The sequence below is a fragment of the Noviherbaspirillum agri genome (genome assembly GCF_054780595.1).
Map to the genome: position 1 here is coordinate 116,897 of NZ_BAAGWA010000003.1, position 20,554 is coordinate 137,450.

Genomic DNA, 20,554 nt, shown 5'->3' on the forward strand with positions numbered 1-20,554 from the left:
GCTACCATGCCAAGATTTTCGGCAACACGTCATTTTTCTAGTAAGCTGGTACCATGCCACGCGCATCCTGTCCCTATGGGAAGATGACGCACGGAACCCCACATCGGTCGGACTGTCCGACTGGCATAACTGTTTTCCAGAAAGTTACCAAGTGAGCGACACTTCTCTTTTCCCAGATCTCGAGTTTTCTGAAGAACTGGTTCGTCGATTCGATAAATCCGGGCCGCGCTACACCTCGTATCCGACGGCAGACCGTTTCCATAACGGCTTTACGGCAGACACGTATGCGTCGTATCTGCGGCAACGCGCCGGGCGCAAGGACAATCCGCCGTTGTCGGTGTACGTCCATCTGCCGTTCTGCGAATCGCTGTGCTACTTCTGCGCTTGCAACAAAGTCATCACGCAGGACCATTCGCGCGTCACCGAATACCTGCGGCACCTAAACACGGAGATGGAACTGGTTGCCGCCCAGCTTGGCCCGGACCGCCGCACCACCCAGCTGCACCTTGGCGGCGGTACACCGACGTTTTTCAATTCGGAGGAACTGGGCGAGCTAATGGCGATGATCCGCCGTCATTTCGAGTTCACCTCGGATGCGGAGCTCGGCGTGGAGATCGATCCGCGCACGGTACGGCCCGGCACGCTGGAAAGACTGGCCGAACTGGGCTTCAACCGGAACAGCTTCGGCGTGCAGGACTTCGACCCGGCGGTGCAGCAGGCCGTCAATCGCATCCAGCCATTGAACATGGTGGAAAACGCCGTGACCGAGAGCCGCAAGAATGGCTTCGTCTCCACCAATGCCGACCTGATCTACGGCCTGCCGAAGCAGACGTTGGCAAGCTTCAGCCGCACGCTGGACAACCTGATCGCGCTGTCGCCGGACCGCATCGCGCTGTACAACTATGCGCACCTGCCGAACCGCTTCAAGGCGCAGCGGCTCATCGTCGCCAGCGACCTGCCTTCTGCCGAAGAGCGCTTGCAGATTTTCCTGATGTCGACACAGCGACTGCTCGACGCGGGATACGTGTACATCGGCCTCGATCATTTCGCCAAGCCGGATGATGAACTGAGCCGCGCGCGGCTCGATGGCAGCCTGCACCGCAACTTCCAGGGCTATACGACACGTGCGGAAGCGGACCTGATCGGCTTCGGCGTATCGGCAATCGGCAAGGTGGGCGATTCCTACAGCCAGTCGTCGCACTCGATCAATGCCTACTACGAGCACCTTTCGGCGGGCAGGCTGCCTGTCGAGAAAGGGTTCGAACTCAGCAAGGACGATGTGCTCCGGCGCGACGTGATCATGACGATCATGTGCAGCATGCCGCTGCCGTTCGAGAGGTTCGAGCGCGAATATGGGATCGACTTTGCCAGCTACTTTGCCTCGGAACTGGCTGCGCTTGCCCCCTACGCCGATGCCGGTCTGGTGGAGGTGCAGCGAAACGCGCTCAGCATCCTGCCCAAAGGCCGGCTCTTCGTGCGCGCAATCGGCATGGTCTTCGACCGCTATCTCTCGCAGCCGACAGGCTCGACGTACTCGAAGCTCATCTGATCCTCGGCACGCGCCTGTCCCACAGGGGCTGGCGCAATACCGCTGGAAGGAATCCCCTGCACATTCCTTCCAGCTTTCCGCTTCCCGATCTGCTCGATCAGAAAGCGGATTCAGGAGGTGGGTTCAGGAGGCGAATTACTATGCCGCCCGCATGCCGCCTATACGGAACACACCGACCACCCGCGCCAGGTTGCGCGCCTGATCCTGCAATGCTTCCGATGCCGCAGCAGCCTGCTCCACCAAAGAGGCGTTCTGCTGCGTCACTTCATCCATCTGTGAAATGGCCTGGTTGATCTGCTCGATGCCGGCGGTCTGCTCCTGGCTGGCGGCAGAGATCTCGCCCATGATGTCGGTCACGCGACGCACGCTGGCGACGATTTCCTGCATCGTCGCACCCGCCTGATCCACCAGTTTTGCACCGGCACCCACCTTGTTTACCGAGTCATCGATCAGGCTCTTGATCTCCTTCGCGGCGGCGGCCGAGCGCTGCGCGAGGTTGCGTACTTCCGACGCCACCACGGCAAAGCCGCGCCCCTGCTCGCCGGCGCGCGCCGCTTCCACGGCGGCGTTCAGCGCGAGGATGTTCGTCTGGAAGGCGATGCCGTCGATGACGGAGATGATCTCGACGATCTTCTTCGACGATTCATTGATGGCGCCCATCGTATCGACCACCTCGGACACGACTGATCCGCCTTTTCCGGCGACATCCGACGCGGACGTGGCGAGCTGGTTGGCCTGCCGTGCATTGTCTGCGTTCTGGCGCACCGTCGAGGCAAGCTCCTCCATGGACGACGCGGTTTCTTCCAGCGAGCCGGCCTGCTCTTCGGTGCGTGACGACAGGTCCTGGTTGCCGGCGGCGATCTGACCGGATGCAGTGGCGATGGTGTCGGTGCCGTTTCTTACCTGCGCCACGATCTCCGCGAGACTGTCGCGCATGAGACGCATTGCATGCAGCATGCTGGTTTGGTCGCCCTGCTTGACTGCCACGTCCACCGTCAGGTCCCCCTCGGCGATGCGCGCTGCAATGCCGGCGGCGTAGTCGGGCTCGCCACCGAGGCGCTTCAGCAGGAAACGCGTCATGCCGAAACCGATCGCTGCTGCGATCAGCAGCGCCACCACACCAAGCGCGATCATCAGCGTACGTGCCTGCGCAAAATTGTCGTTGGCCGCCTTGCCGGACGCTTCCATCAGTTCCACCTGAAACTGCACCATGCCGCGCAATGCTTCCTTGTACTTCTTCAGTATCGGACGCAGTTCGTTTGAAAGAAAGGCGCGTGCTTCCGGGTGTTTTTCTTCATTGATCAATGCGATCAGCTTGTCCTGACCGGCAAGGTATTGCGTGCGTGCTTCGGCCACCTGGCGCAACAGCTCTTTTCCTCTGGGCAGAACGATCAGCGCGTCCAGCTTCTCCACGTCCTTCGCGATGGCTTTCCTGGCATCCAGGATGTCATCGACCTGTTTCCGCCGGTCTTCCAGGTTATCGGTCAGCATCATGTTGCGCAGTGCTAGCGCGATGCGGTCGGTCTGCATCATGATTTCCGTGGCCAGCTCGATTTTTGGCCAACGGTCGTGCACGATGGATTCGGTGTCGTCGTTGAGCGCCGAAAGTTTGCTGATACCAATGGCGACGATCACCCACAGCAGGAAGCAAACGCTCCCGAAGCTGATCGCCAGACGTGTTCCTACCTTCATGTTCTTGATGTTCATGTCACCCTCCATTTATGAAAATTCCTGTGAATCCGTGATACTCAATGGGCGACATTTCCTGCTGTTGCCATGAGACAGACGGCTTCACTGCGCCAGGAGCGATCCGACACAAATTGAATACCGCCATCGTCAATAATGGATCGACTTGTCGAGGCGGGCAAGCAATGCCTGCTGAAAATTCTTTCACCGCCGCACGATTCCAACATAGCTGATTAATCCGGCAAGACAAATGGACAATTCATACGCCGGCGGGACGGGGAACCAATTCACTTTTGCCAATGCCTACTGCATCCCAACGCAGTGCAGCATGATTGCAGGCGACTGCCCATGCGTTGCCCCGCACCTTCAACACTGCAAACAAATGGACAGGAAACTTGACGCAAAGGACCGTCCGCGCGTGGCCCTAGTGCTGCAGGGAGGCGGCGCGCTCGGCGCTTACCAGGCGGGTGTTTACCAGGCCTTGCACGAACACGGACTGACGCCGGACTGGGTGGTCGGCACCTCGATCGGCGCCGTCAATGCGGCAATCATTGCCGGCAACGTCCGCGACATGCGACTGGCGCGGCTGCGCGCATTCTGGGACGAGGTCGGGCATCGCGACCTGATCGACATGCGCAAGGTGCCGGACCCGACGCGGCGGTTCAACATCATGCTGAGCACTGCGGATTCGATGATGAAGGGCGTGCCCGGATTTTATTCGCCACGCTGGCTCAGCCCGTTCTTCATCGGCTGGCCCGTGCCGCCGGAAACGGCATCCTTTTACGACACCCGCGCGCTGGAGGAAACGCTTGTGCAGCTCGTCGATCTCGACTGCCTCAACGGCCACAGCGGTATCCGCATGACCGTCAGCGCCATCAGGGTCACCTGCGGCAAGCTGGAAAACTTCGATACGGCGCACCAGAGGGTGGACATCAAACATGTGATGGCGAGCGGTGCGCTACCGCCCGGCTTTCCGCCAGTGCGCATTGATGGCGAGCTATACTGGGACGGCGGCCTGTATTCAAATACGCCGCTGGAGGTCGTACTCGCCGAGGAGCCGCGCGTGAACACGATCTGCTTCATGGTGGACCTGTGGAGCGCGGAAGGGCCGGAGCCGGATACGCTGGAACAGGTGCATACACGTCAGAAGGACGTGCTTTTTGCCTCACGCTCACGACGGCATATCGAGGCCTACCTGCGCGGACACCGGCTGCGGCGCCTGGTACGCACGCTGCGTGAAAAAGTGCCCGATCACCTGCTCAGCGAAGAGGAGCGCCGCGAACTCGACAAGGTCGGCACGGATACGACCATGCACATCGTGCGTCTCGCGTATGCGGGACGGGACTGGCAGATGGCGTCGAAGGACATCAACTTCTCCCGCGGCTCCATCGACTGGCGCTGGGAGCAGGGCTATCGCGACGCCATGCGGGCGATCGACCATGCCGCCTGGCTGCGTGAAGCACCGGAAGGTGCCGGCGTGCTCGTGCACGAAGTGGTGCCGAGTGAAGCGGACCGGGTGATCTAAAGCTTGCGCTTTCTGGCCAGCGTCAGGCCATCGCCGACGGGCAGCAGCGACAGGTCGATGCGCGCATCATTCAGCAGCTTGCGATTGAACGCCTGTATCGCCGCAGTGTCCTCATCCTCGGCGGGCAACGTGACCCGCCCATTCCACAGGACGTTGTCGACGACCACCAGGCCGCCATCACGCAGCAGCGTCAGGCAGCGCTCGTAATAGACGTCGTAGCCGGTCTTGTCGGCATCGATGAAGGCGAGGTCGAATTCTCCGCCCCGCCCCCGTGCAATCAGCATGTCGAGCGTGTCAAGCGCGGGCGCGATGCGCAGGTCGATTTTCTGCTCGACGCCGGCCTTGCGCCAGTATTGGCGCGCGATATCCGTGTACTCGCGGCTGATATCGCAGCCGATGATGGTACCGTCCTCCGGCAAGGCGAGCGCCACGGCAAGCGTGCTGTAGCCGGTGAAGACACCGATTTCAAGCGCGTGCCGTGCCCCGACGAGGCGCGCAAGCATCGCCATGAACTGCCCCTGCTCCGGCGCAATCTGCATGCGTGCGAGCGGGTGGTCGCGCGTGGCGGCACGCAGCTCCTGCAGGACCGGATGCTCGCGCAACGAAACGTCGAGCAGGTATTGGTAGAGCGTGTCATCGAGGGTCAAGCTGCGGTTCGACATCAGGATCCTCCGTTCGGCAAGGGTAGAAGGCGAGGCTGGTGCCCATCTTCCCATATTCATGGCGTGCCTGCGGCAGCCGTCGGGCATGGGTTGCGCACAGCTGTTACCGGAATGCATCGCAGGCATTGAAATCATCCCACGCACCGCCGCAATGATGGCCTGCAGGGAACTTGTCGCATAAACTTGGCTCCAGCATCCTGCCGGGTCAACGCAGCGAATCGGAGGCAGTGCTGCCGCGCTCGCCCGGCCTTAGAGCCTGTTTGAAAACTTACTGCGCAGCCCGATTTTGGCTCTGCGATGCTCGCCGTACCTCACGTACGACTGCGCTTCTCCAACCAAACTCGGACCGCTCGCTACAGTTTTCAAACAGGCTCTTATCTCCTTTGGCAAACATGAAAACCACACACATCGGCCTGATCTCGGATACCCACGGCCTGCTGCGCCCGGAAGCACGCATTGCGTTGCGTAGTGTGGACTGCATCATTCATGCCGGGGACATATGCGATCCGCATGTGCTGCATGAGCTTGAAATGATCGCGCCTGTCCATGCCGTACGCGGCAACAATGACCGCGGCCACTGGGCGGAGAACTTGCAAGAAAGGGAGCGTCTGGAGATTCAGGGTGTCGGCATCTACGTCGTGCATGACCTGCATGACCTCGACATCGAACCGCGCGCGGCGGGCATCAAGGTCGTGGTGACCGGCCACTCGCACAAGCCGCTCGCCAGGATGGAAAACGGCGTCCTTTACGTCAACCCCGGCAGCGCCGGCCCGCGCCGTTTCAAGCTGCCGATTTCCATCGGCTTTCTCGAGATCCGGGACGGCATGGTGAAGGCGCGCCTGCAGACGCTGGAAGTGGATTAACTCCTCGTTGGTCTAAGAGCCGATCCGGCTTTCTGCTTCAGCCAACACACGCCGTGATTTCACGGCAGCGAAAAAGCAGAACAGCGACGCAACAGAGACGACGAGCAGTACCGACAACAGGCGTGAAGGCGTCGGGTCGGCTTCGACGAGCGCTGCCGCCACCAGCGGCCCGGCCGCCTTGGCCAGCAGCGATGGACCGGCCAGCGCACCGGAGATGGCGCCGTAGTTATCCCGGCCAAACAGCGTCTGCGGCACGGTGCCGCGCACGATGGTCAGGACACCATTGCTTGCGCCATACAGCATGCAGAATGCCGCCACCGCGAATTCGCGCTCGCCATAGGCAAGCAATGCCAGCAACGCTGCCGGCAAGACTGCGAACGTCAGCTTGCCGACTGTCTGCGGATGCATGCGTCGCGCAAAGGCCATCTCGCCGATCCGCCCCGCCACCTGCATCGGGCCGATCAGTGTCGACACCAGCACCGCCGTCCCCAGCGAATGACCGAAGCGCTGCAGCAGCGGAATCAGGTGCACCGACAGCGCGGAAAAGATGAACATGTTTGCCGCAAAAGCAAACGCGAGCTTCCAGAATGCCGGCTCGCGCATTGCCTCATGCAATGTATGGCTGCGCGCGAGCCGGGCGTCACTGCTTGCTGCCGGCGCGCGTTGGCGTGCGCGCCCCAGCATCGCATGCAGCGGTGCGCACAGCGCGATATGAACAACGCCATACACGAGGAAAGTATCGCGCCAGCCCAGCGCGCCATTGAGCTGCAGCGTCAGCGGCCAGAACACGGTGCTGGCCAGCCCGCCGAACAGCGTCAGCACGGAAATACCCTTGCGCGGGCTATGCAGGAACTCGCGGTTGATGGTCGCAAAGGCCGCTTCGTACAGCACCATCGCCATCGCAATGCCGACTGCGCTCCACGCGAGGAAGTACATGGCGACGGAATGCGCCAGCGCAATCCCTGCCATGCCGGCGCCAGCAAGCACCGAACCACCCGCCATCACCGCGCGCCCGCCGTAGCGGTCGATCAGCATGCCTGCCGGCGTTGAAGCGAGGCCTGCCACCAGCAGGCTCCAGGAGAATGCGCCGAACACGATCTCCGTGCGCCAGCCGAGCTCGCGCTGGATGTCCGGTGCGACGATGGCAAAAGCATAGTAGAGCGAGCCCCAGGAGATGATCTGGGTAAGAGCGAGCAGTCGGACGATCTTCCACGGCTCGACGCGGTTCATTATTGGCGCCCGCGCGAGGTGGATTCGATCATGATCGCGATGCCGTATCAGTAGTCCTGCGGCCCGGACTGCGTGCCGCCGTGTGCTTCGCCGCCGACCATGCTGAGCGCAACCGCCTCAGCCACCTTGATGCCGTCCACACCAGCCGACAAAATGCCGCCTGCGTAACCCGCGCCTTCGCCTGCAGGGAACAGGCCACGCACATTCATGCTCTGGAAGTTGTCCTGGCGCTTGATGCGCACTGGCGACGAGGTGCGTGTTTCCACGCCGGTCAGCAGCGCGTCTTCCATCGCATAGCCCTTGATCTGGCGGTCGAATGCAGGCAGCGCTTCGCGGATCGCCTCGATGGCGTATGCGGGCAGCGACGTGGCGAGGTCCGTCAGGTGTACGCCGGGTTTGTAGGAAGGTTGCACGCCACCCAGTTCCTTCGACGGCCGGCCCTTCAGGAAGTCACCGACCAGCTGGCCCGGCGCATCATAGTTCTCCCCGCCGAGCACATACGCATGCGACTCCAGCGCGCGCTGCAGATCGATGCCGGCCAGCGGATGGCCCTCGCCGCGGTCCGTCGGAAAGTCGGCCGGCGTGATGCCGACCACGATGCCGCTGTTGGCATTGCGCTCGTTGCGCGAATACTGGCTCATGCCGTTGGTGACGACGCGCCCCGGCTCCGACGTGGCCGCGACCACCGTGCCACCCGGGCACATGCAGAAGCTGTACACGGCGCGGCCGTTCTTTGCGTGATGCACCAGCTTGTAGTCGGCGGCGCCCAGCAGCGGATGGCCGGCAAACTTGCCGAAGCGCGCACGGTCGATCAGCGACTGCGGATGCTCGATGCGAAAGCCGATCGAGAACGGCTTTGCCTCGACATACACGCCACGGTCGTACAGCATCTGGAAGGTATCGCGCGCGCTATGTCCCACCGCGAGCACCACATGGCGCGTTGCAATCGTCTCGCCGTTCTGCAGCATCACGCCGCGGATTTGACCCTCGTCGATGTCGAGGTCGGTGACCTTCGCCTCGAAGCGGAATTCACCACCGAGCTTTTCGATGGTTTCGCGCATTGCCTCCACCATCTTCACCAGGCGGAAGGTGCCGATATGCGGCTTGCTCACGTACAGAATCTCTTCCGGCGCGTAATGCTTCACAAATTCGGTCAGCACCTTGCGGCCGTAATGCTTCGGATCCTTGATCCCGCTATGGAGCTTGCCGTCGGAGAAAGTGCCGGCACCACCCTCGCCAAACTGCACATTCGATTCCGGATTCAGCTCGCGCTTGCGCCACAGGCCCCAGGTGTCCTTGGTGCGCTCGCGCACCACCTTGCCGCGCTCGAGGATGATCGGGCGAAAGCCCATCTGCGCCAGGATCAGTGCCGCGAAGATGCCGCAGGGACCGAAGCCGATGATCACCGGACGCTCCGTCGTGTTCGTCGGTGCCTGCGCGACGAACTTGTAGCTCGTATCGGGAGCGATGTTCACATGCGGCACGCCCTTCAGTTGTGCCAGCACGGCAGCCTCGTCCTTTACTTCCACGTCCAGCGTGTAGACCAGATTGATCGCGCTGCGGCGGCGTGCGTCGTAGCCGCGGCGGAAGATGGTGTAGGCGATCAAATCTTCTGCGGCGATTTTCAGGCGCGCGAGGATGGCGGCGGGCAGATCGGCTTCTGGATGGTCGAGCGGAAGTTGGACGTTGGTGAGGCGAAGCATTGCGGAAGTTCCGGGTGGGTTCGTGCGGGGCCAACCCGAAGATGGGAAAGCGCTGGGCTGGCTGCGCGGTATTTTACTCTACCCGGACACCGGCAATGGCACTGCTTCCGCAGCTTTCCGTTTGCCGCGGCCAGTCTGGCGTTTTTGGCATATATGCCAAAAACGCCGTATGGAATTGCCATACCCTTCCGTCAGAAGTCGGCGCTGGAGAGCAGGTAAAGTCGCGGCGACGACTGGTACGAACCGAAGCCATAACTGATTGCGATCGTCCCGCCCGGCCCCGGCACGACGTCCCTGATGTCCCACCCGCTAATCGAAGAATTCTTTGCCGATAGCGTCACGAAGGTACTGGTGTCGTGCACTGTTATCTGCGAGGTACTGTCGCCGATGGAAGGCGTACAAACCGTTCTGGCGCCATCTAGCAATGGGCGGCAAAGCGACATGTTTTGCTTAAACTGACCGAGCAAGGAAAGATCAGCGGCCGAATAAAGCCGGGAAGCAATATAGATCTTCCCATCCTTGTACTGGAAGTTCTGAATACCGAACGGCCCGTCGGTCGAAACAACCATGCTCTGGGTGAGCCCGTCTGGCGCTACTGTCATTTGGCGCAATCCGAATTCGGTCGATTCATCGTTGATTCCATAAAGAACCGTACCGTCTGCCCCAAAGACAATGTGATTGCTTCCGGTATGGCTTTGGGTTGACTTTGGCGCAATCACGGTGCCGTTCACAAGAATAACGCCGGCATGGCTCGGGCTCACGCCCTTCCTCTTTAAGGAAACGGCAAAAACATTCGAATCTGCAGGCGACACTGCGATGCTGTTTGCGAAGTAGGTGCCATAAAAGGAGTCGGCGCCCAGATTGATACGGGCCAGTACTGACATGTTCGGCAATGACAGCTTGACGACTTCGCCCGCGCCGTCGAGCCCGACATACAGATACTCCCCATCCGGCGAAATGCTCAAGGTTTTTGGTTCCGAGCCGATAGCCTGCGAATACGCGATGGCGCCGCTGTGCGGATCTATCGTGGCGATGGTGTTGCCGTTTCCGACCACGGATGACGGTACCGATGCGTAGTAGCGATTGCGCAGCGCGTCATAAACGAGTTCATTGTGCGCCAGATCGACTTGCCTGGATGTGATCGCCGGTGCCGGCGCGGGCGGAACTGGTACAGCGTATTGAGTGCCGTTCACGAACGCCGTTTTGATCGCATACGTCCTGGCAGGCTCCAGAACATTTCCGAAAAGATCATCGATTCTTATGACGGCTTTGACCCATCCGATATGCCTGGCACCATACTCCTCCTGGGTTGAGATGTAGCCGTAGACCTGACTGGGCGTCTTCGAGGTGGTAACCGAAATACGCGTCGTGCTGGTGAACTTTGCAGTGTCGGCTTCGGCCTCCCAAGGCAGCGAAAGCTTGACCAGCCCGTTGTAGATCTGGCTGTACTCGAACCGGAATCGTTCGAACTTGCCGTCGCCATCCAGATCTTCGTCCCAGGTGCCCTCGCGCAGGACAACGCGCTTCTCGCCTTCGGCATACGTCGGAAACGCGTACTCCCTGACCTGCCCGATCAACCGCGCCGCACCCGGTGGATAGCCGGAAATGTTTGAATAGTCCGAGTACAAGCCGTTCGCTGTTTTCCGGTAGGTGTAGAAATGCGTATTACCGTTTTCCTTCGTCGTGATCCCAAAGATATCCGCCGTTCCGTCCGACGGCAGCTGCGCGAGCGACCGTTCCAGGGTTCCGGTTTCGTTTCCATAGGCATCCTGAACGCTGTATGTCCAAGCGGACCCATTCACCATGGGTAGGTAGCCTGCTGCCTGCAAGTCAATCTGCGGACCGACCGGCGACGACTCGGTTGCAACATCAGCGGCTACCGCTGGAGGTGGAGTGTCAGCCGCTCCACCGGCACCGGCTCCTGGCGTGCCGCCTCCCGTCGTAGTGTTTACTGCTTGATCACCGACAGGCATACTGCCTTCGGTCGCGACTCCACCGACTGTCACCGTTCCGGTATCTCCGGTGCCGCCACCTCCCCCGCCGCACCCTGCCAGAAGAAACATTCCGCAGGCTATGCTCCGTCGAATCGCGTTGCTCGCCCTGTTCCACACCCACATTTGCTCCCCCTGCTTTTAATCAAAACATGCTTGTTGATTTTTTATTAATAAAGACAACTTGCATTCCCACGTCATTGCCACTGAACTAAAGATGTTTCGGGATTTCCCCGACGGTCGGGAATGTCTGCTCGCGCCGTGATATCGGCCACGGCTTTCAAATGCACAAGATCGACTGCAGCCCCTTTTAACCGGCATGTGCGTGGCACGCGCCGTGGTCAGGAACGGGGAATAACAATCGCGCAAGGATCGGAAGAAGAAGGAGATGCGTGCACACCTCAATGCGTGCGCACCTCAAGCGCATCCTGACACTTGGCCAGCTTCGCCTGCGCGGCTGGAGCCGGCCGCATCGTGCCCTCCTGGTCCTAATGGAGGGCAAATCTTCGGTACTGGCCCATTGCCAGAAAGGAACTCTATTCAGCCCGGGCGCCGTACAGGAAAACTGAAAAGTCAGTTTAGCCAGTAACTAATGGTGAGCATTTTGCCTTTACTCAAACCGCTGCCGGACTGGCTCTTCCGGGCCTCGTCTGTGGACCTATAGGGTGGACGGCTTCTTTACCCGGACGCCTGCGTTGCTTGCGCTCGTCGGCGAGCTTGCGCCGCCCTATAGCGCGGCCTGCACATGGAGAAAGTCGGAAAGCCGCTGGTCCCGCCCGCATTCATGTAAACCATGCGAGCGGCGTCATGGCGGACTTGGCCGCATGAGACAAGTGGATGGGGTCGAACTGCAGATGCCGCCGGTGTTCACTGTGTTGGCTCCGCTGCCCACAGAAGCGGGCGAGAGGGGTCGCACGGATTTACGCGCGATACTTGTCGCTCATCCGCCTCATACCATCCTGGTTCTGCCCCCCTGGTACTGCCGCTCCACGACGATGCGCACGTGGTCCGGCAAGGTGCGCCCCAGCGCGCGAGGATGGCGGCGGGCACGTCGGATTCGGGTGGTCGAGAGGGAGTTGTACGTCTGTGAGGCGGAGTATGGGGGCCGGGTGAGTTCTTGCGGGGCCGGTTGGCTTTGGTGGGATTGGTTGGCGGTATTTTACTCTAGGGAGTATTTCTGTTTGCGTGCTTTTCTTGGGTGCTGCAACGCGTATGCCGCTTCGTGGAGGCTTGCCGGGGGCGGCCCGGCGGCCGCTCACTTTTCTTGTCTCGCCAAGAAAAGTAAGCAAAAGAATGGGGCCGCCGAGGTGCGACCGCGCAGCCGCTGCCCCTACGGGGTGCCCCGAAAGAGCCAAGCTCGAGTCGGCAGCGTCAGGAGCGGAAATACAGAGGAATACCCATCCCCACCCTAGCCCTCCCCTTGAAGGGGAGGGAATTGCGCAGCGCGTGGCATGCGAAGCCACAAATATTCGCTGTAGTAATGCTTCGTCGTTAATTTGTAGCGATCAAGTTATGCAGGAGCTGTTGTCGTTTCCGCTGTGAGCTGCCGAAAAAATGGGCGGCAAGGCGGAAAAAGAAGCGAAACATGTCTGAGCCGCAGGCGAGTTGGTTTTGCTTCCCGCCTTGCCGTTCATTTTTTCGGGCACCCGAAGGGCAGCTCACCGGGGTCGCCTTTTTTGCCTACTTTTTTGGCGACGCAAAAAAGTAGGTGGCCCGCCGGGGCCAGTCCCGGCAAGCCTCCACGGAGAACCTGCGGCATAGCACTTCCGAAGAAAGAAAGAGAAAAGAAGCAAGACCACCAGCATCGCCACTAGCGATACCGGTCCCTCAACTTCCTGACATCCTCATGATTGCGCAATACCCCCTGGTACTGCCTCTCCACCACACTACGCACATCCGCCGGCAAATTCCTCCCCAGCGCCCGCTGGTAACTCGACACAGCAAAATCCTCGCCGCGCTCGCATTCCAACAGCACTTCCCGGTCATCCTTGCCGGTGATGAGCGACTTCACATCGATCCAGCGGCGGTGCACGGCCGCGCCGAGCCCGCCGCTGGTCTGGGGATCGCCGCCGTAGGCGCGCACGAGCTCCTGCAGTTCGACGACAGCCTCGCCGCAACGTTGCGCCCGCTGCGAGAAGAATGTCTTGAGCTCGGTCGCGCTGGCGTCGTCGGCACAGGTCCGGAACCCTTCCTCGCCATCCTTGCTGGTTTCGATCAGGTCGTTGAGTGTGGAGATCACGTCATCGTTATCCATCATCGCTCCATCGAATGGCAAAGATATTCCGGCCTGTGTACGGCAGCTTGCTTGCCAAATTACTTGCCGGAGCCGTCCTTATCGGAAGAACTGGTTCCGGATGAACCCGGCGTACCGGAGCCCGTGGTTTGGCCGGCTGCTTCGGGAGCGGTAGAACCACTCGTGCTGCTGCCACTGGTGCCGCCGCTGCTGCCGGAAGAATCCGGCGTGCTCGAGGTGCCGGCCGGTCCCATCGACGAACCCGATGCCCCGGAAGAACCGGAAGAGCCGGACGAACCGGTCGCCGTGCCTTTACCGCCCTTCATGTCCTGCGCCATCTTCATGTGGTCGGCCACGACCGGCTGCATCTTGGTCACCAGTGCCTTGAGTTCCGGATCGGTTGCGCGCTTCTCGGCGCGGTTCAACATCTTGTGCGTGTCGCGATGGTCCTTGACACCGCCCTGCGCCATGTACTGCTTGTCGAATTTGTCGCCTTCCAGCGCGCCCAGCTTCTTCATCATCGCCTGGTGCTTGCGATCGGGCTCGGTCGGCAAGGTGACTCCCTTGGACTGCGCCAGCTGCTCCAGCTCCTGCTGCGCCTGCGTATGGTCGTCGACCATTTTCTGCGCATAGGACTTCACCTGGTCGCTCTTCGACTGGCTCTGTGCCAGCTTGCCAGCCTCGATCTCGGCCATGTTCGAGCGTGCCAGTTCACGCATGATGTTCTGATCCGCTTTACTTAATGCCTTGCCGCTGGCGCTGCTGTCAGATCCGCTTGCTGCGGCACCGGACGTGGCTCCTGATGTGCCAGAAGCGCCGGATGCATCCGAGGAGCCCGATGTCCCGGAACTGCTCGGCGAACTCGATGCGCCCGAGCTTCCCGAGGCGCCTGACGTCCCCGATGTTCCCGACGATCCGGCTGCGCCCGACGTACTTGTATCCGACGACCCAGAGGAACCCGACGTGCCCGATGTTCCTGATGTTCCCGACGATCCGGACGCGCCGGACGAATCCGACGTGCCCGAGGTCGACACGCCGGCGCCGCCAGTGGAAGTGCCACTGGTACCGGAGGTAGCGGTCGAGGTCTCGTTCTGGCCGGTCGGACTTGCCTGGCCGGACTTGTTTTCCTGCGTCATGCCGGCTGCGTCCTTGGCCGACTCGGTCTGGGTCTGTGCATAAACGCTCGGGGCACCAAACAAGATGGCCAGCGAAGCGATCCCGAGCAAACGGTGAAGTGTCTTTCGTTGTTGCATATCAATTCTCCTTCCGGAATGTGATGGCAATAGCCAACGGAATACATCGTTAGGATGTAGGCGGCTGATAGGCAATGTGTATGCCAGAAGAGGATTTCCATTGCATTGAATGGAAAGGTGCAGGAATTCGCGCGCGAAATTAGAAGAGACTACAGAGAAGAGGAAAAATTTACAGGCCGCTTTCACGCATCGGAAAGCCTGTTCAAAGAAGAAAAATTCTTCACGCAAACGAAGAACCGCAAAAAAAATGCCAAAGCAAATCGCTTTGGCACATGCTTGCCAGCTTCCGCTGGCGAGCTTCCATGCAACATGGTCGGATCACTAGTAACGCTGCCGCGCTTTTGAGCGCACCCCTTTCTGAGCAGCGTCGCCTGCAGACCCTTTTCTATCTCCCTGCCTATCCTTCCCTTCTCAGGTGCTACTCCCGCGTGTCCTTTTCTCGCACTTGCACTCGATCGTATCGAGCACATTGCCTTCCGGATCGACGGTTTCCAGCAGTACGTCGAAGCCCCACAAACGCGCGACATGCTTCAATACTTCTTCCGTCTGGTTGTTCAGCGGGCGGCGCAGGTACTGGTTATGGCGCAAGGTCAGCGAGCGATGGCCATGCGTGTCGACCGACCACACCTGGATGTTGGGCTCACGGTTGTGCAGGTTGTACTGCGCTGCGAGCTGCTCGCGCAGGTAGCGGTAGCCGGCTTCGTCATGGATCGCGGAAATGCTCAGCCGCTCCTTCTTGTCGTCGTCCAGTACCGAGAAGAAGTGGAAGTCCCGGATCAGCTTCGGCGACAGGTATTGCGCGATGAAGCTTTCATCCTTGAAGTTGCGCATCGCAAAGTCGAGCGTCTTCTTCCAGTCGCTGCCGGCAATGTCCGGGAACCAGCGCTTGTCTTCTTCCGTCGGCTCTTCGCAGATACGGCGGATGTCGCGGAACATCGCAAAGCCCAGCGCATACGGATTGATGCCGTTGAAGTACTTGGAAGTCACCGGCGGCTGGTACACGACATTGGTATGGCTCTGCAAGAACTCCATCATGAATCCGTTGCCGACCACGCCTTCGTCGTACAGCTGGTTGAGGATGGTGTAGTGCCAAAACGTGGCCCAGCCCTCGTTCATCACCTGCGTCTGCCGCTGCGGATAGAAGTACTGCGAAATCTTGCGCACGATGCGCACGATCTCGCGCTGCCACGGCTGCAGCAGCGGCGCATGCTTTTCGATGAAGTAGAGCAGGTTTTCCTGCGGTTCCGGCGGGAAGCGGTTGGCCTTGACTTCCGCCACCGCCTCCTCGCGGCGCGGCAGCGTGCGCCACAGGTCGTTGACCTGCGACTGCAGGTAGCGCTCGCGCTCTTCCTGGCGCTCGCGTTCCTTCGTCAGCGACAGCTTAGCCGGACGCTTGTAGCGGTCGACGCCGTAGTTCTGCAGCGCATGGCAGGAGTCGAGCAGCAGCTCCACTTCCTCGATGCCGTAGCGCTGCTCGCACTGTGCGATGTACTTCTTCGCGAACACCATGTAGTCGATGATCGCGTCCGCCTCGGTCCAGGTGCGGAACAGGTAATTGCCCTTGAAGAAGGAGTTGTGGCCGTACGACGCGTGCGCAATCACCAGCGCCTGCATCGTCAGGCTGTTCTCTTCCATCAGGTAGGCGATGCAGGGATTGGAGTTGATCACGATCTCGTACGCCAGCCCCATGTGCCCGCGCCGGTAGCTCTTTTCCGTCGCGAGGAACTGCTTGCCGAACGACCAGTGGTTGTACGACACCGGCATGCCGACGGACGCATATGCATCCATCATCTGCTCGGCGGTGATCACCTCCAGCTGGTTCGGATAGGTGTCGAGTCCGAAGTTGTTCGCCACGCGCCGGATCTCGTCGTGGACCTGCTCGATCAGCTCGAAGGTCCACTCCGATTGCTCCGGCAGGCGGAACGGCTTGGCCGCGGCCTTCTTGCGCGGAGCGCGCTTGGTTGCCGGCTTCGCAGCAGGCGTCTTCGTCGGTTCTTTGAGCTCGGTCGTCATTTCGGTTGCTTCTTGAAGAGTTCACGGAACACCGGATAGATGTCGGCCGGCGACTCGATTTTCTGCATCGCGAAGTGCGGATGGGCATCGGGAATCTGCGTGTACTCGTGCCACAGGTTCTGCGGCTCGCCGTCGGTGATTTCGACGTAAGCGTAATACTGCACCAGCGGCATGATCTTGTTAATCAGCAGCTGGCGGCAGGTGATGGAATCGTTGTCCCAGTTGTCGCCGTCAGATGCCTGTGCGACATAGACATTCCAGTCGCTGCTGGCGTAGCGCTCACGGATGATCTTCTCCAGCAGAACCAGCGCAGAGGACACCACGGTGCCGCCCGACTCGCGCGAGTTGAAGAAATCGTTCTCCGTCACTTCGGTGGCCTGCGTATGGTGGCGGATGAACACCACATCAATCTTCTCGTACGCACGCTCGAGGAACAGGTAGAGCAGGATGAAGAAGCGCTTCGCCGCGTCCTTCTTTGCCTGGTCCATCGAACCCGACACATCCATCACACAGAACATCACCGCCTGCGACGACGGCTTCGGCACCTTGATGCGGTTGGCGTAGCGCAGGTCGATCGGGTCGATGTACGGGATCGCATTCAGCCTGGTGCGCAGGTGGTGGATTTCCTTCTTCAGCGCGAGGATGCGGTGGTCGTCCTCGAATGCCGTTTTCTGCAGCGCTTCCAGCTCCGCTTCCGCCTCGCGCAGGCGCTTGCGCGATTTCGCGCCGACGGCGATGCGCCGCCCGATCGCGCCGCGCATCGAGCGCAGCACATGGATGTTGGTCGGCGTACCGGAGATCGTATAGCCGGCGCGTTGCTGCTTGAATTCCGTGATCGACGTCAGTTGCGTCTTGACGAGGTTGGGCAGCTCGAGGTCCTCGAAGAAGTAGTTCATGAACTCTTCGCGCGTGAGCTCGAAGGTGAAATCATCCTCGGTGATTTCCTCGCTGTTGCCGGCCTTGCCCTTGCCGGCGCCGTTGCCGCCTTTCGGCCGCTGGATCTGGTCGCCCTTCTGGTACTCCCGGTTACCGGGACGCACGGTTTCCCACACGCCGCCATGGGTATGGCCGAATGTCGGTTCGTTGATATCCTTGACGGGGATTGATACTTTCTCGCCTTTCTCGACCTCGGTGATCGAGCGGCCCTTGATGGCGCGTTGTACTGCGTCCTTGATCTGCCCTTTGTAACGCCTGAGGAAGCGCTCGCGATTGCCCGCAGACTTGTTCTTGCCCTGCAGACGCCGGTCGATGAGGTAAGCCAAAGTGCCTCCTGCTTGTAAAACTACGTTGGCGTAACTGCCAGCTTGTTCACTTCAAATCTAACTTGTGCGGAGCTCATTTAGTGCCATGCACAAACAAAATGCCACCTACCGATTCCTTCCCCCTGTGAGGGGGAAGGTTAGGATGGGGGTACGGCACGTCGAGCAAACGCATGCGTTTGCCTAACCACTCAACCCCCACCCTAGCCCTCCCCCTGCCAGGGGGAAGGAACAGGTCGGCTGGTTACGACGACTTCCGCACGCGCAGATACCACTCGCACAGCAGACGCACCTGCTTTGCGGTATACCCCTTGGCCACCATGCGCGACACAAACTCCTGGTGTTTGTTCGCGTCGTCGGCGCTGGCCTTCGCATTGAAGGAAATCACCGGCAGCAGCTCTTCGGTATTGGAGAACATCTTCTTCTCGATCACGGTGCGCAGCTTCTCGTAGCTGGTCCACGCCGGGTTCTTGCCGTGGTTCTGCGCACGCGCGCGCAGCACGAAGTTGACGATCTCGTTGCGGAAGTCCTTCGGGTTGGAAATGCCCGCGGGCTTCTCGATCTTCTCCAGCTCGGCATTCAGCGATTCGCGGTCGAAGCTCTCGCCGGTATCCTGGTCGCGGTATTCCTGGTCCTGGATCCAGTAGTCGGCGAAGGTCACGTAACGGTCGAAGATGTTCTGGCCATACTCGGAATAGCTCTCGAGGTATGCCGTCTGGATCTCCTTGCCGATAAACTCGACGTAGCGCTGCGCGAGATACTCCTTGATGTACGACATGTACTTCTGTTCCAGCTCGGGCGCGAACTGCTCGCGCTCGATCGCCTGTTCCAGCACGTACAGCAGGTGCACCGGATTGGCCGCGACTTCGGTATTGTCGAAGTTGAAGACCTTGGACAGGATCTTGTATGCGAAGCGCGTCGACAGGCCGTTCATGCCTTCATCCACGCCGGCGTAGTCCACATACTCCTGGCGTGACTTCGCTTTCGGGTCGGTGTCCTTCAGGTTCTCGCCGTCATACACCTGCATCTTGGAGAAGATGCTGGAGTTTTCCGGATCCTTCAGGCGTGACAGCACTGCAAACTGCGCCATCATCTTCAGCGTACCCGGCGCGCACGGCGCCTTGCCGAGTGACGAACTCTGGATCAGCTTGTCGTAGATCTTGATCTCTTCCGACACGCGCAGGCAGTACGGTACCTTGACGATATAGATACGGTCGAGGAAGGCCTCGTTGTTCTTGTTGTTCTTGAACGACTTCCATTCCGACTCGTTCGAGTGCGCCAGCACCACGCCATCGAACGGGATCGCGCCGAAGCCTTCGGTGCCCTTGTAGTTGCCTTCCTGCGTCGCGGTCAGCAGTGGATGCAGCACCTTGATCGGCGCCTTGAACATCTCGACGAATTCCATCAGGCCCTGGTTGGACAGGCACAGCCCGCCGGAGTAGCTGTACGCGTCCGGGTCGTCCTGTGAATAGTCTTCCAGCTTGCGGATGTCGACCTTGCCAACCAGCGAGGAAATGTCCTGGTTGTTCTCGTCGCCCGGTTCGGTCTTCGAGATGGCAACCTGTTTCAGCACCGACGGATAGCGCTTGACCACGCGGAACTGGTTGATGTCGCCGTTGAACTCGTGCAGCCGCTTCACTGCCCACGGGCTCGGGATGGTCTTCAGGTAGCGGCGCGGGATGCCGTAGTCTTCTTCGAGGATGGCGCCGTCTTCATCGGCATCGAACAGGCCGAGCGGAGATTCATTGACCGGCGAACCCTTGATTGCATAGAAGGGCACATGCTCCATCAGCGCCTTGAGCTTCTCGGCGATGGATGACTTGCCACCACCGACCGGGCCGAGCAGATACAGCACCTGCTTGCGCTCCTCCAGGCCTTGGGCCGCATGCCGGAAATAGGAGACTACCTGCTCGATGACTTCCTCCATTCCGTAGAACTCGCGGAATGCCGGATAGATCTTGATCACCTTGTTGGCAAAGATGCGCGACAGGCGCGGATCATGGCGCGTATCGAGCATCTCGGGTTCGCCGATCGCTTCGAGCATGCGCTCGGCGGCGGTGGCGTAAGCGAGGCGGTCGCGCTTGCACAACTCCAGATACTCCTGCAGGGAGTATTCCTCTTCCCGGGTCCTCTCATACCGTGCTGCGTAGTTGTCAAAGATTTTCATGTACTGGTCCTTTGAATGAATCTTCCGGGGAATTGGATGGCGGATACCGAGATAAGTTTCCAGCCCGCAATTTCATATTACGCAGAGATATCGCTGGTCGCTAGGAAATTTTCAGCTTTTTTGCGCCCATGAAAACCGTTGAAAAAATGTCTTTCCACTTCATGTATTCAAAGCTATATTTCTTTGCGTCTTTTCGGCAAAGATTGCCGTTTTCGTTTGGAACTTTTTCAAATCAGCCTTGTCCCGTAAGGCCGAAAAGCGACATGATGCATTCGCCGCCATGTGCATAAATGCGACACGCAATCGTCCTGGCGTGGCATTCACGCAATAAAGTTCGCAATAAAAAACGGTAGTGCAGTTTCATCCGCACCACCGTTTTCATGAGATTGCTGCACTGCCGCTTGTGCGGCACAACCAACG

14 protein-coding genes and 1 pseudogene are annotated in these 20,554 nt (G+C 59.9%); 5 read left to right on the forward strand and 10 right to left on the reverse strand.

Translation table 11 applies throughout. The features are described from left to right. The first annotated feature begins 151 nt into the window (after positions 1–151). Positions 152–1,549 (forward strand): oxygen-independent coproporphyrinogen III oxidase, encoded by a 1,398-nt coding sequence (gene hemN, locus ACYVIA_RS06130; RefSeq protein ID WP_460838957.1) that lies wholly within the window; start codon positions 152–154, stop codon positions 1,547–1,549. 138 nt (positions 1,550–1,687) lie between these two features. Here the strand turns inward: hemN and ACYVIA_RS06135 are convergent, their stop codons facing one another. After that, entirely contained in the window at positions 1,688–3,256 is a 1,569-nt protein-coding gene (locus ACYVIA_RS06135) for a methyl-accepting chemotaxis protein (protein ID WP_460838959.1), read from the reverse strand. 361 nt (positions 3,257–3,617) lie between these two features. Here ACYVIA_RS06135 and ACYVIA_RS06140 point away from each other — a divergent pair, with 361 nt between their 5' ends. Beyond that, positions 3,618–4,760: a patatin-like phospholipase family protein gene (locus ACYVIA_RS06140; protein ID WP_460838961.1), complete on the forward strand. Its 1,143-nt coding sequence runs from the start codon at positions 3,618–3,620 to the stop codon at positions 4,758–4,760. On the opposite strand, the gene ACYVIA_RS06145 is transcribed toward ACYVIA_RS06140, so the two are convergent. After that, positions 4,757–5,422: a class I SAM-dependent methyltransferase gene (locus ACYVIA_RS06145; RefSeq protein ID WP_460838963.1), complete on the reverse strand. Its 666-nt coding sequence runs from the start codon at positions 5,420–5,422 to the stop codon at positions 4,757–4,759. The two genes, ACYVIA_RS06140 and ACYVIA_RS06145, sit on opposite strands and share 4 nt — an antisense overlap. Before the next feature lie 392 nt (positions 5,423–5,814). Here ACYVIA_RS06145 and ACYVIA_RS06150 point away from each other — a divergent pair, with 392 nt between their 5' ends. After that, positions 5,815–6,285 carry a metallophosphoesterase family protein gene (locus ACYVIA_RS06150; RefSeq protein ID WP_460838964.1) on the forward strand — a complete coding sequence of 157 codons (471 nt, stop codon included), beginning with the start codon at positions 5,815–5,817 and terminating at the stop codon, positions 6,283–6,285. A gap of 12 nt (positions 6,286–6,297) precedes the next feature. Here the strand turns inward: ACYVIA_RS06150 and ACYVIA_RS06155 are convergent, their stop codons facing one another. From ACYVIA_RS06155 to ACYVIA_RS06175, 5 genes are all read right to left on the reverse strand, one after another. Continuing rightward, positions 6,298–7,515: an MFS transporter gene (locus ACYVIA_RS06155; RefSeq protein ID WP_460838966.1), complete on the reverse strand. Its 1,218-nt coding sequence runs from the start codon at positions 7,513–7,515 to the stop codon at positions 6,298–6,300. Positions 7,516–7,562: 47 nt separating this feature from the next. After that, positions 7,563–9,218: an NAD(P)/FAD-dependent oxidoreductase gene (locus tag ACYVIA_RS06160; RefSeq protein WP_460838968.1), complete on the reverse strand. Its 1,656-nt coding sequence runs from the start codon at positions 9,216–9,218 to the stop codon at positions 7,563–7,565. A 191-nt stretch (positions 9,219–9,409) separates the two neighbouring features. Beyond that, a complete protein-coding gene (locus ACYVIA_RS06165) occupies positions 9,410–11,281 on the reverse strand; it encodes a YncE family protein (protein WP_460838970.1) in 1,872 nt (623 codons plus the stop codon). Positions 11,282–13,019: 1,738 nt separating this feature from the next. Beyond that, positions 13,020–13,463, reverse strand: coding sequence for a PA2169 family four-helix-bundle protein (locus tag ACYVIA_RS06170; RefSeq protein WP_460839710.1), 444 nt, complete (start codon positions 13,461–13,463; stop codon positions 13,020–13,022). 59 nt (positions 13,464–13,522) lie between these two features. Continuing rightward, positions 13,523–14,164, reverse strand: a complete 642-nt coding sequence (locus ACYVIA_RS06175) for a DUF4142 domain-containing protein (protein ID WP_460839713.1) — start codon at positions 14,162–14,164, stop codon at positions 13,523–13,525. A 25-nt stretch (positions 14,165–14,189) separates the two neighbouring features. Between ACYVIA_RS06175 and ACYVIA_RS06180 the strand changes: the two are divergent. Together ACYVIA_RS06180 and ACYVIA_RS06185 are read left to right on the forward strand one after the other, a co-directional pair. Beyond that, positions 14,190–14,516: pseudogene (locus ACYVIA_RS06180) on the forward strand (hypothetical protein); the annotation flags it as partial. Positions 14,517–14,800: 284 nt separating this feature from the next. After that, positions 14,801–15,040 carry a hypothetical protein gene (locus ACYVIA_RS06185; protein ID WP_460838973.1) on the forward strand — a complete coding sequence of 80 codons (240 nt, stop codon included), beginning with the start codon at positions 14,801–14,803 and terminating at the stop codon, positions 15,038–15,040. A gap of 66 nt (positions 15,041–15,106) precedes the next feature. Here ACYVIA_RS06185 and ACYVIA_RS06190 read toward each other — a convergent pair whose 3' ends face one another. The 3 genes from ACYVIA_RS06190 to ACYVIA_RS06200 form a co-directional block, all read right to left on the reverse strand. Beyond that, on the reverse strand, positions 15,107–16,708 hold the full coding sequence (locus ACYVIA_RS06190; protein ID WP_460838975.1) for a SpoVR family protein: 1,602 nt from the start codon (positions 16,706–16,708) through the stop codon (positions 15,107–15,109). After that, positions 16,705–17,970 carry a YeaH/YhbH family protein gene (locus ACYVIA_RS06195; RefSeq protein ID WP_460838978.1) on the reverse strand — a complete coding sequence of 422 codons (1,266 nt, stop codon included), beginning with the start codon at positions 17,968–17,970 and terminating at the stop codon, positions 16,705–16,707. The genes ACYVIA_RS06190 and ACYVIA_RS06195 overlap by 4 nt, the downstream gene beginning before the upstream one ends. 241 nt (positions 17,971–18,211) lie before the next feature. Then, positions 18,212–20,134, reverse strand: coding sequence for a PrkA family serine protein kinase (locus ACYVIA_RS06200; RefSeq protein ID WP_460838980.1), 1,923 nt, complete (start codon positions 20,132–20,134; stop codon positions 18,212–18,214). Positions 20,135–20,554: the final 420 nt, after the last annotated feature.

What these genes read in the sequence shown, in the direction of transcription:
- ACYVIA_RS06135 (WP_460838959.1), bottom strand. Translation starts at nt 3,256, where the DNA reads ATGAACATCAAGAACATGAAGGTAGGAACACGTCTGGCGATCAGCTTC.
- ACYVIA_RS06140 (WP_460838961.1), top strand. Translation starts at nt 3,618, where the DNA reads ATGGACAGGAAACTTGACGCAAAGGACCGTCCGCGCGTGGCCCTAGTG.
- ACYVIA_RS06145 (WP_460838963.1), bottom strand. Translation starts at nt 5,422, where the DNA reads ATGTCGAACCGCAGCTTGACCCTCGATGACACGCTCTACCAATACCTG.
- ACYVIA_RS06150 (WP_460838964.1), top strand. Translation starts at nt 5,815, where the DNA reads ATGAAAACCACACACATCGGCCTGATCTCGGATACCCACGGCCTGCTG.
- ACYVIA_RS06155 (WP_460838966.1), bottom strand. Translation starts at nt 7,515, where the DNA reads ATGAACCGCGTCGAGCCGTGGAAGATCGTCCGACTGCTCGCTCTTACC.
- ACYVIA_RS06160 (WP_460838968.1), bottom strand. Translation starts at nt 9,218, where the DNA reads ATGCTTCGCCTCACCAACGTCCAACTTCCGCTCGACCATCCAGAAGCC.
- ACYVIA_RS06165 (WP_460838970.1), bottom strand. Translation starts at nt 11,281, where the DNA reads ATGTTTCTTCTGGCAGGGTGCGGCGGGGGAGGTGGCGGCACCGGAGAT.
- ACYVIA_RS06170 (WP_460839710.1), bottom strand. Translation starts at nt 13,463, where the DNA reads ATGGATAACGATGACGTGATCTCCACACTCAACGACCTGATCGAAACC.
- ACYVIA_RS06190 (WP_460838975.1), bottom strand. Translation starts at nt 16,708, where the DNA reads ATGACGACCGAGCTCAAAGAACCGACGAAGACGCCTGCTGCGAAGCCG.
- ACYVIA_RS06200 (WP_460838980.1), bottom strand. Translation starts at nt 20,134, where the DNA reads ATGAAAATCTTTGACAACTACGCAGCACGGTATGAGAGGACCCGGGAA.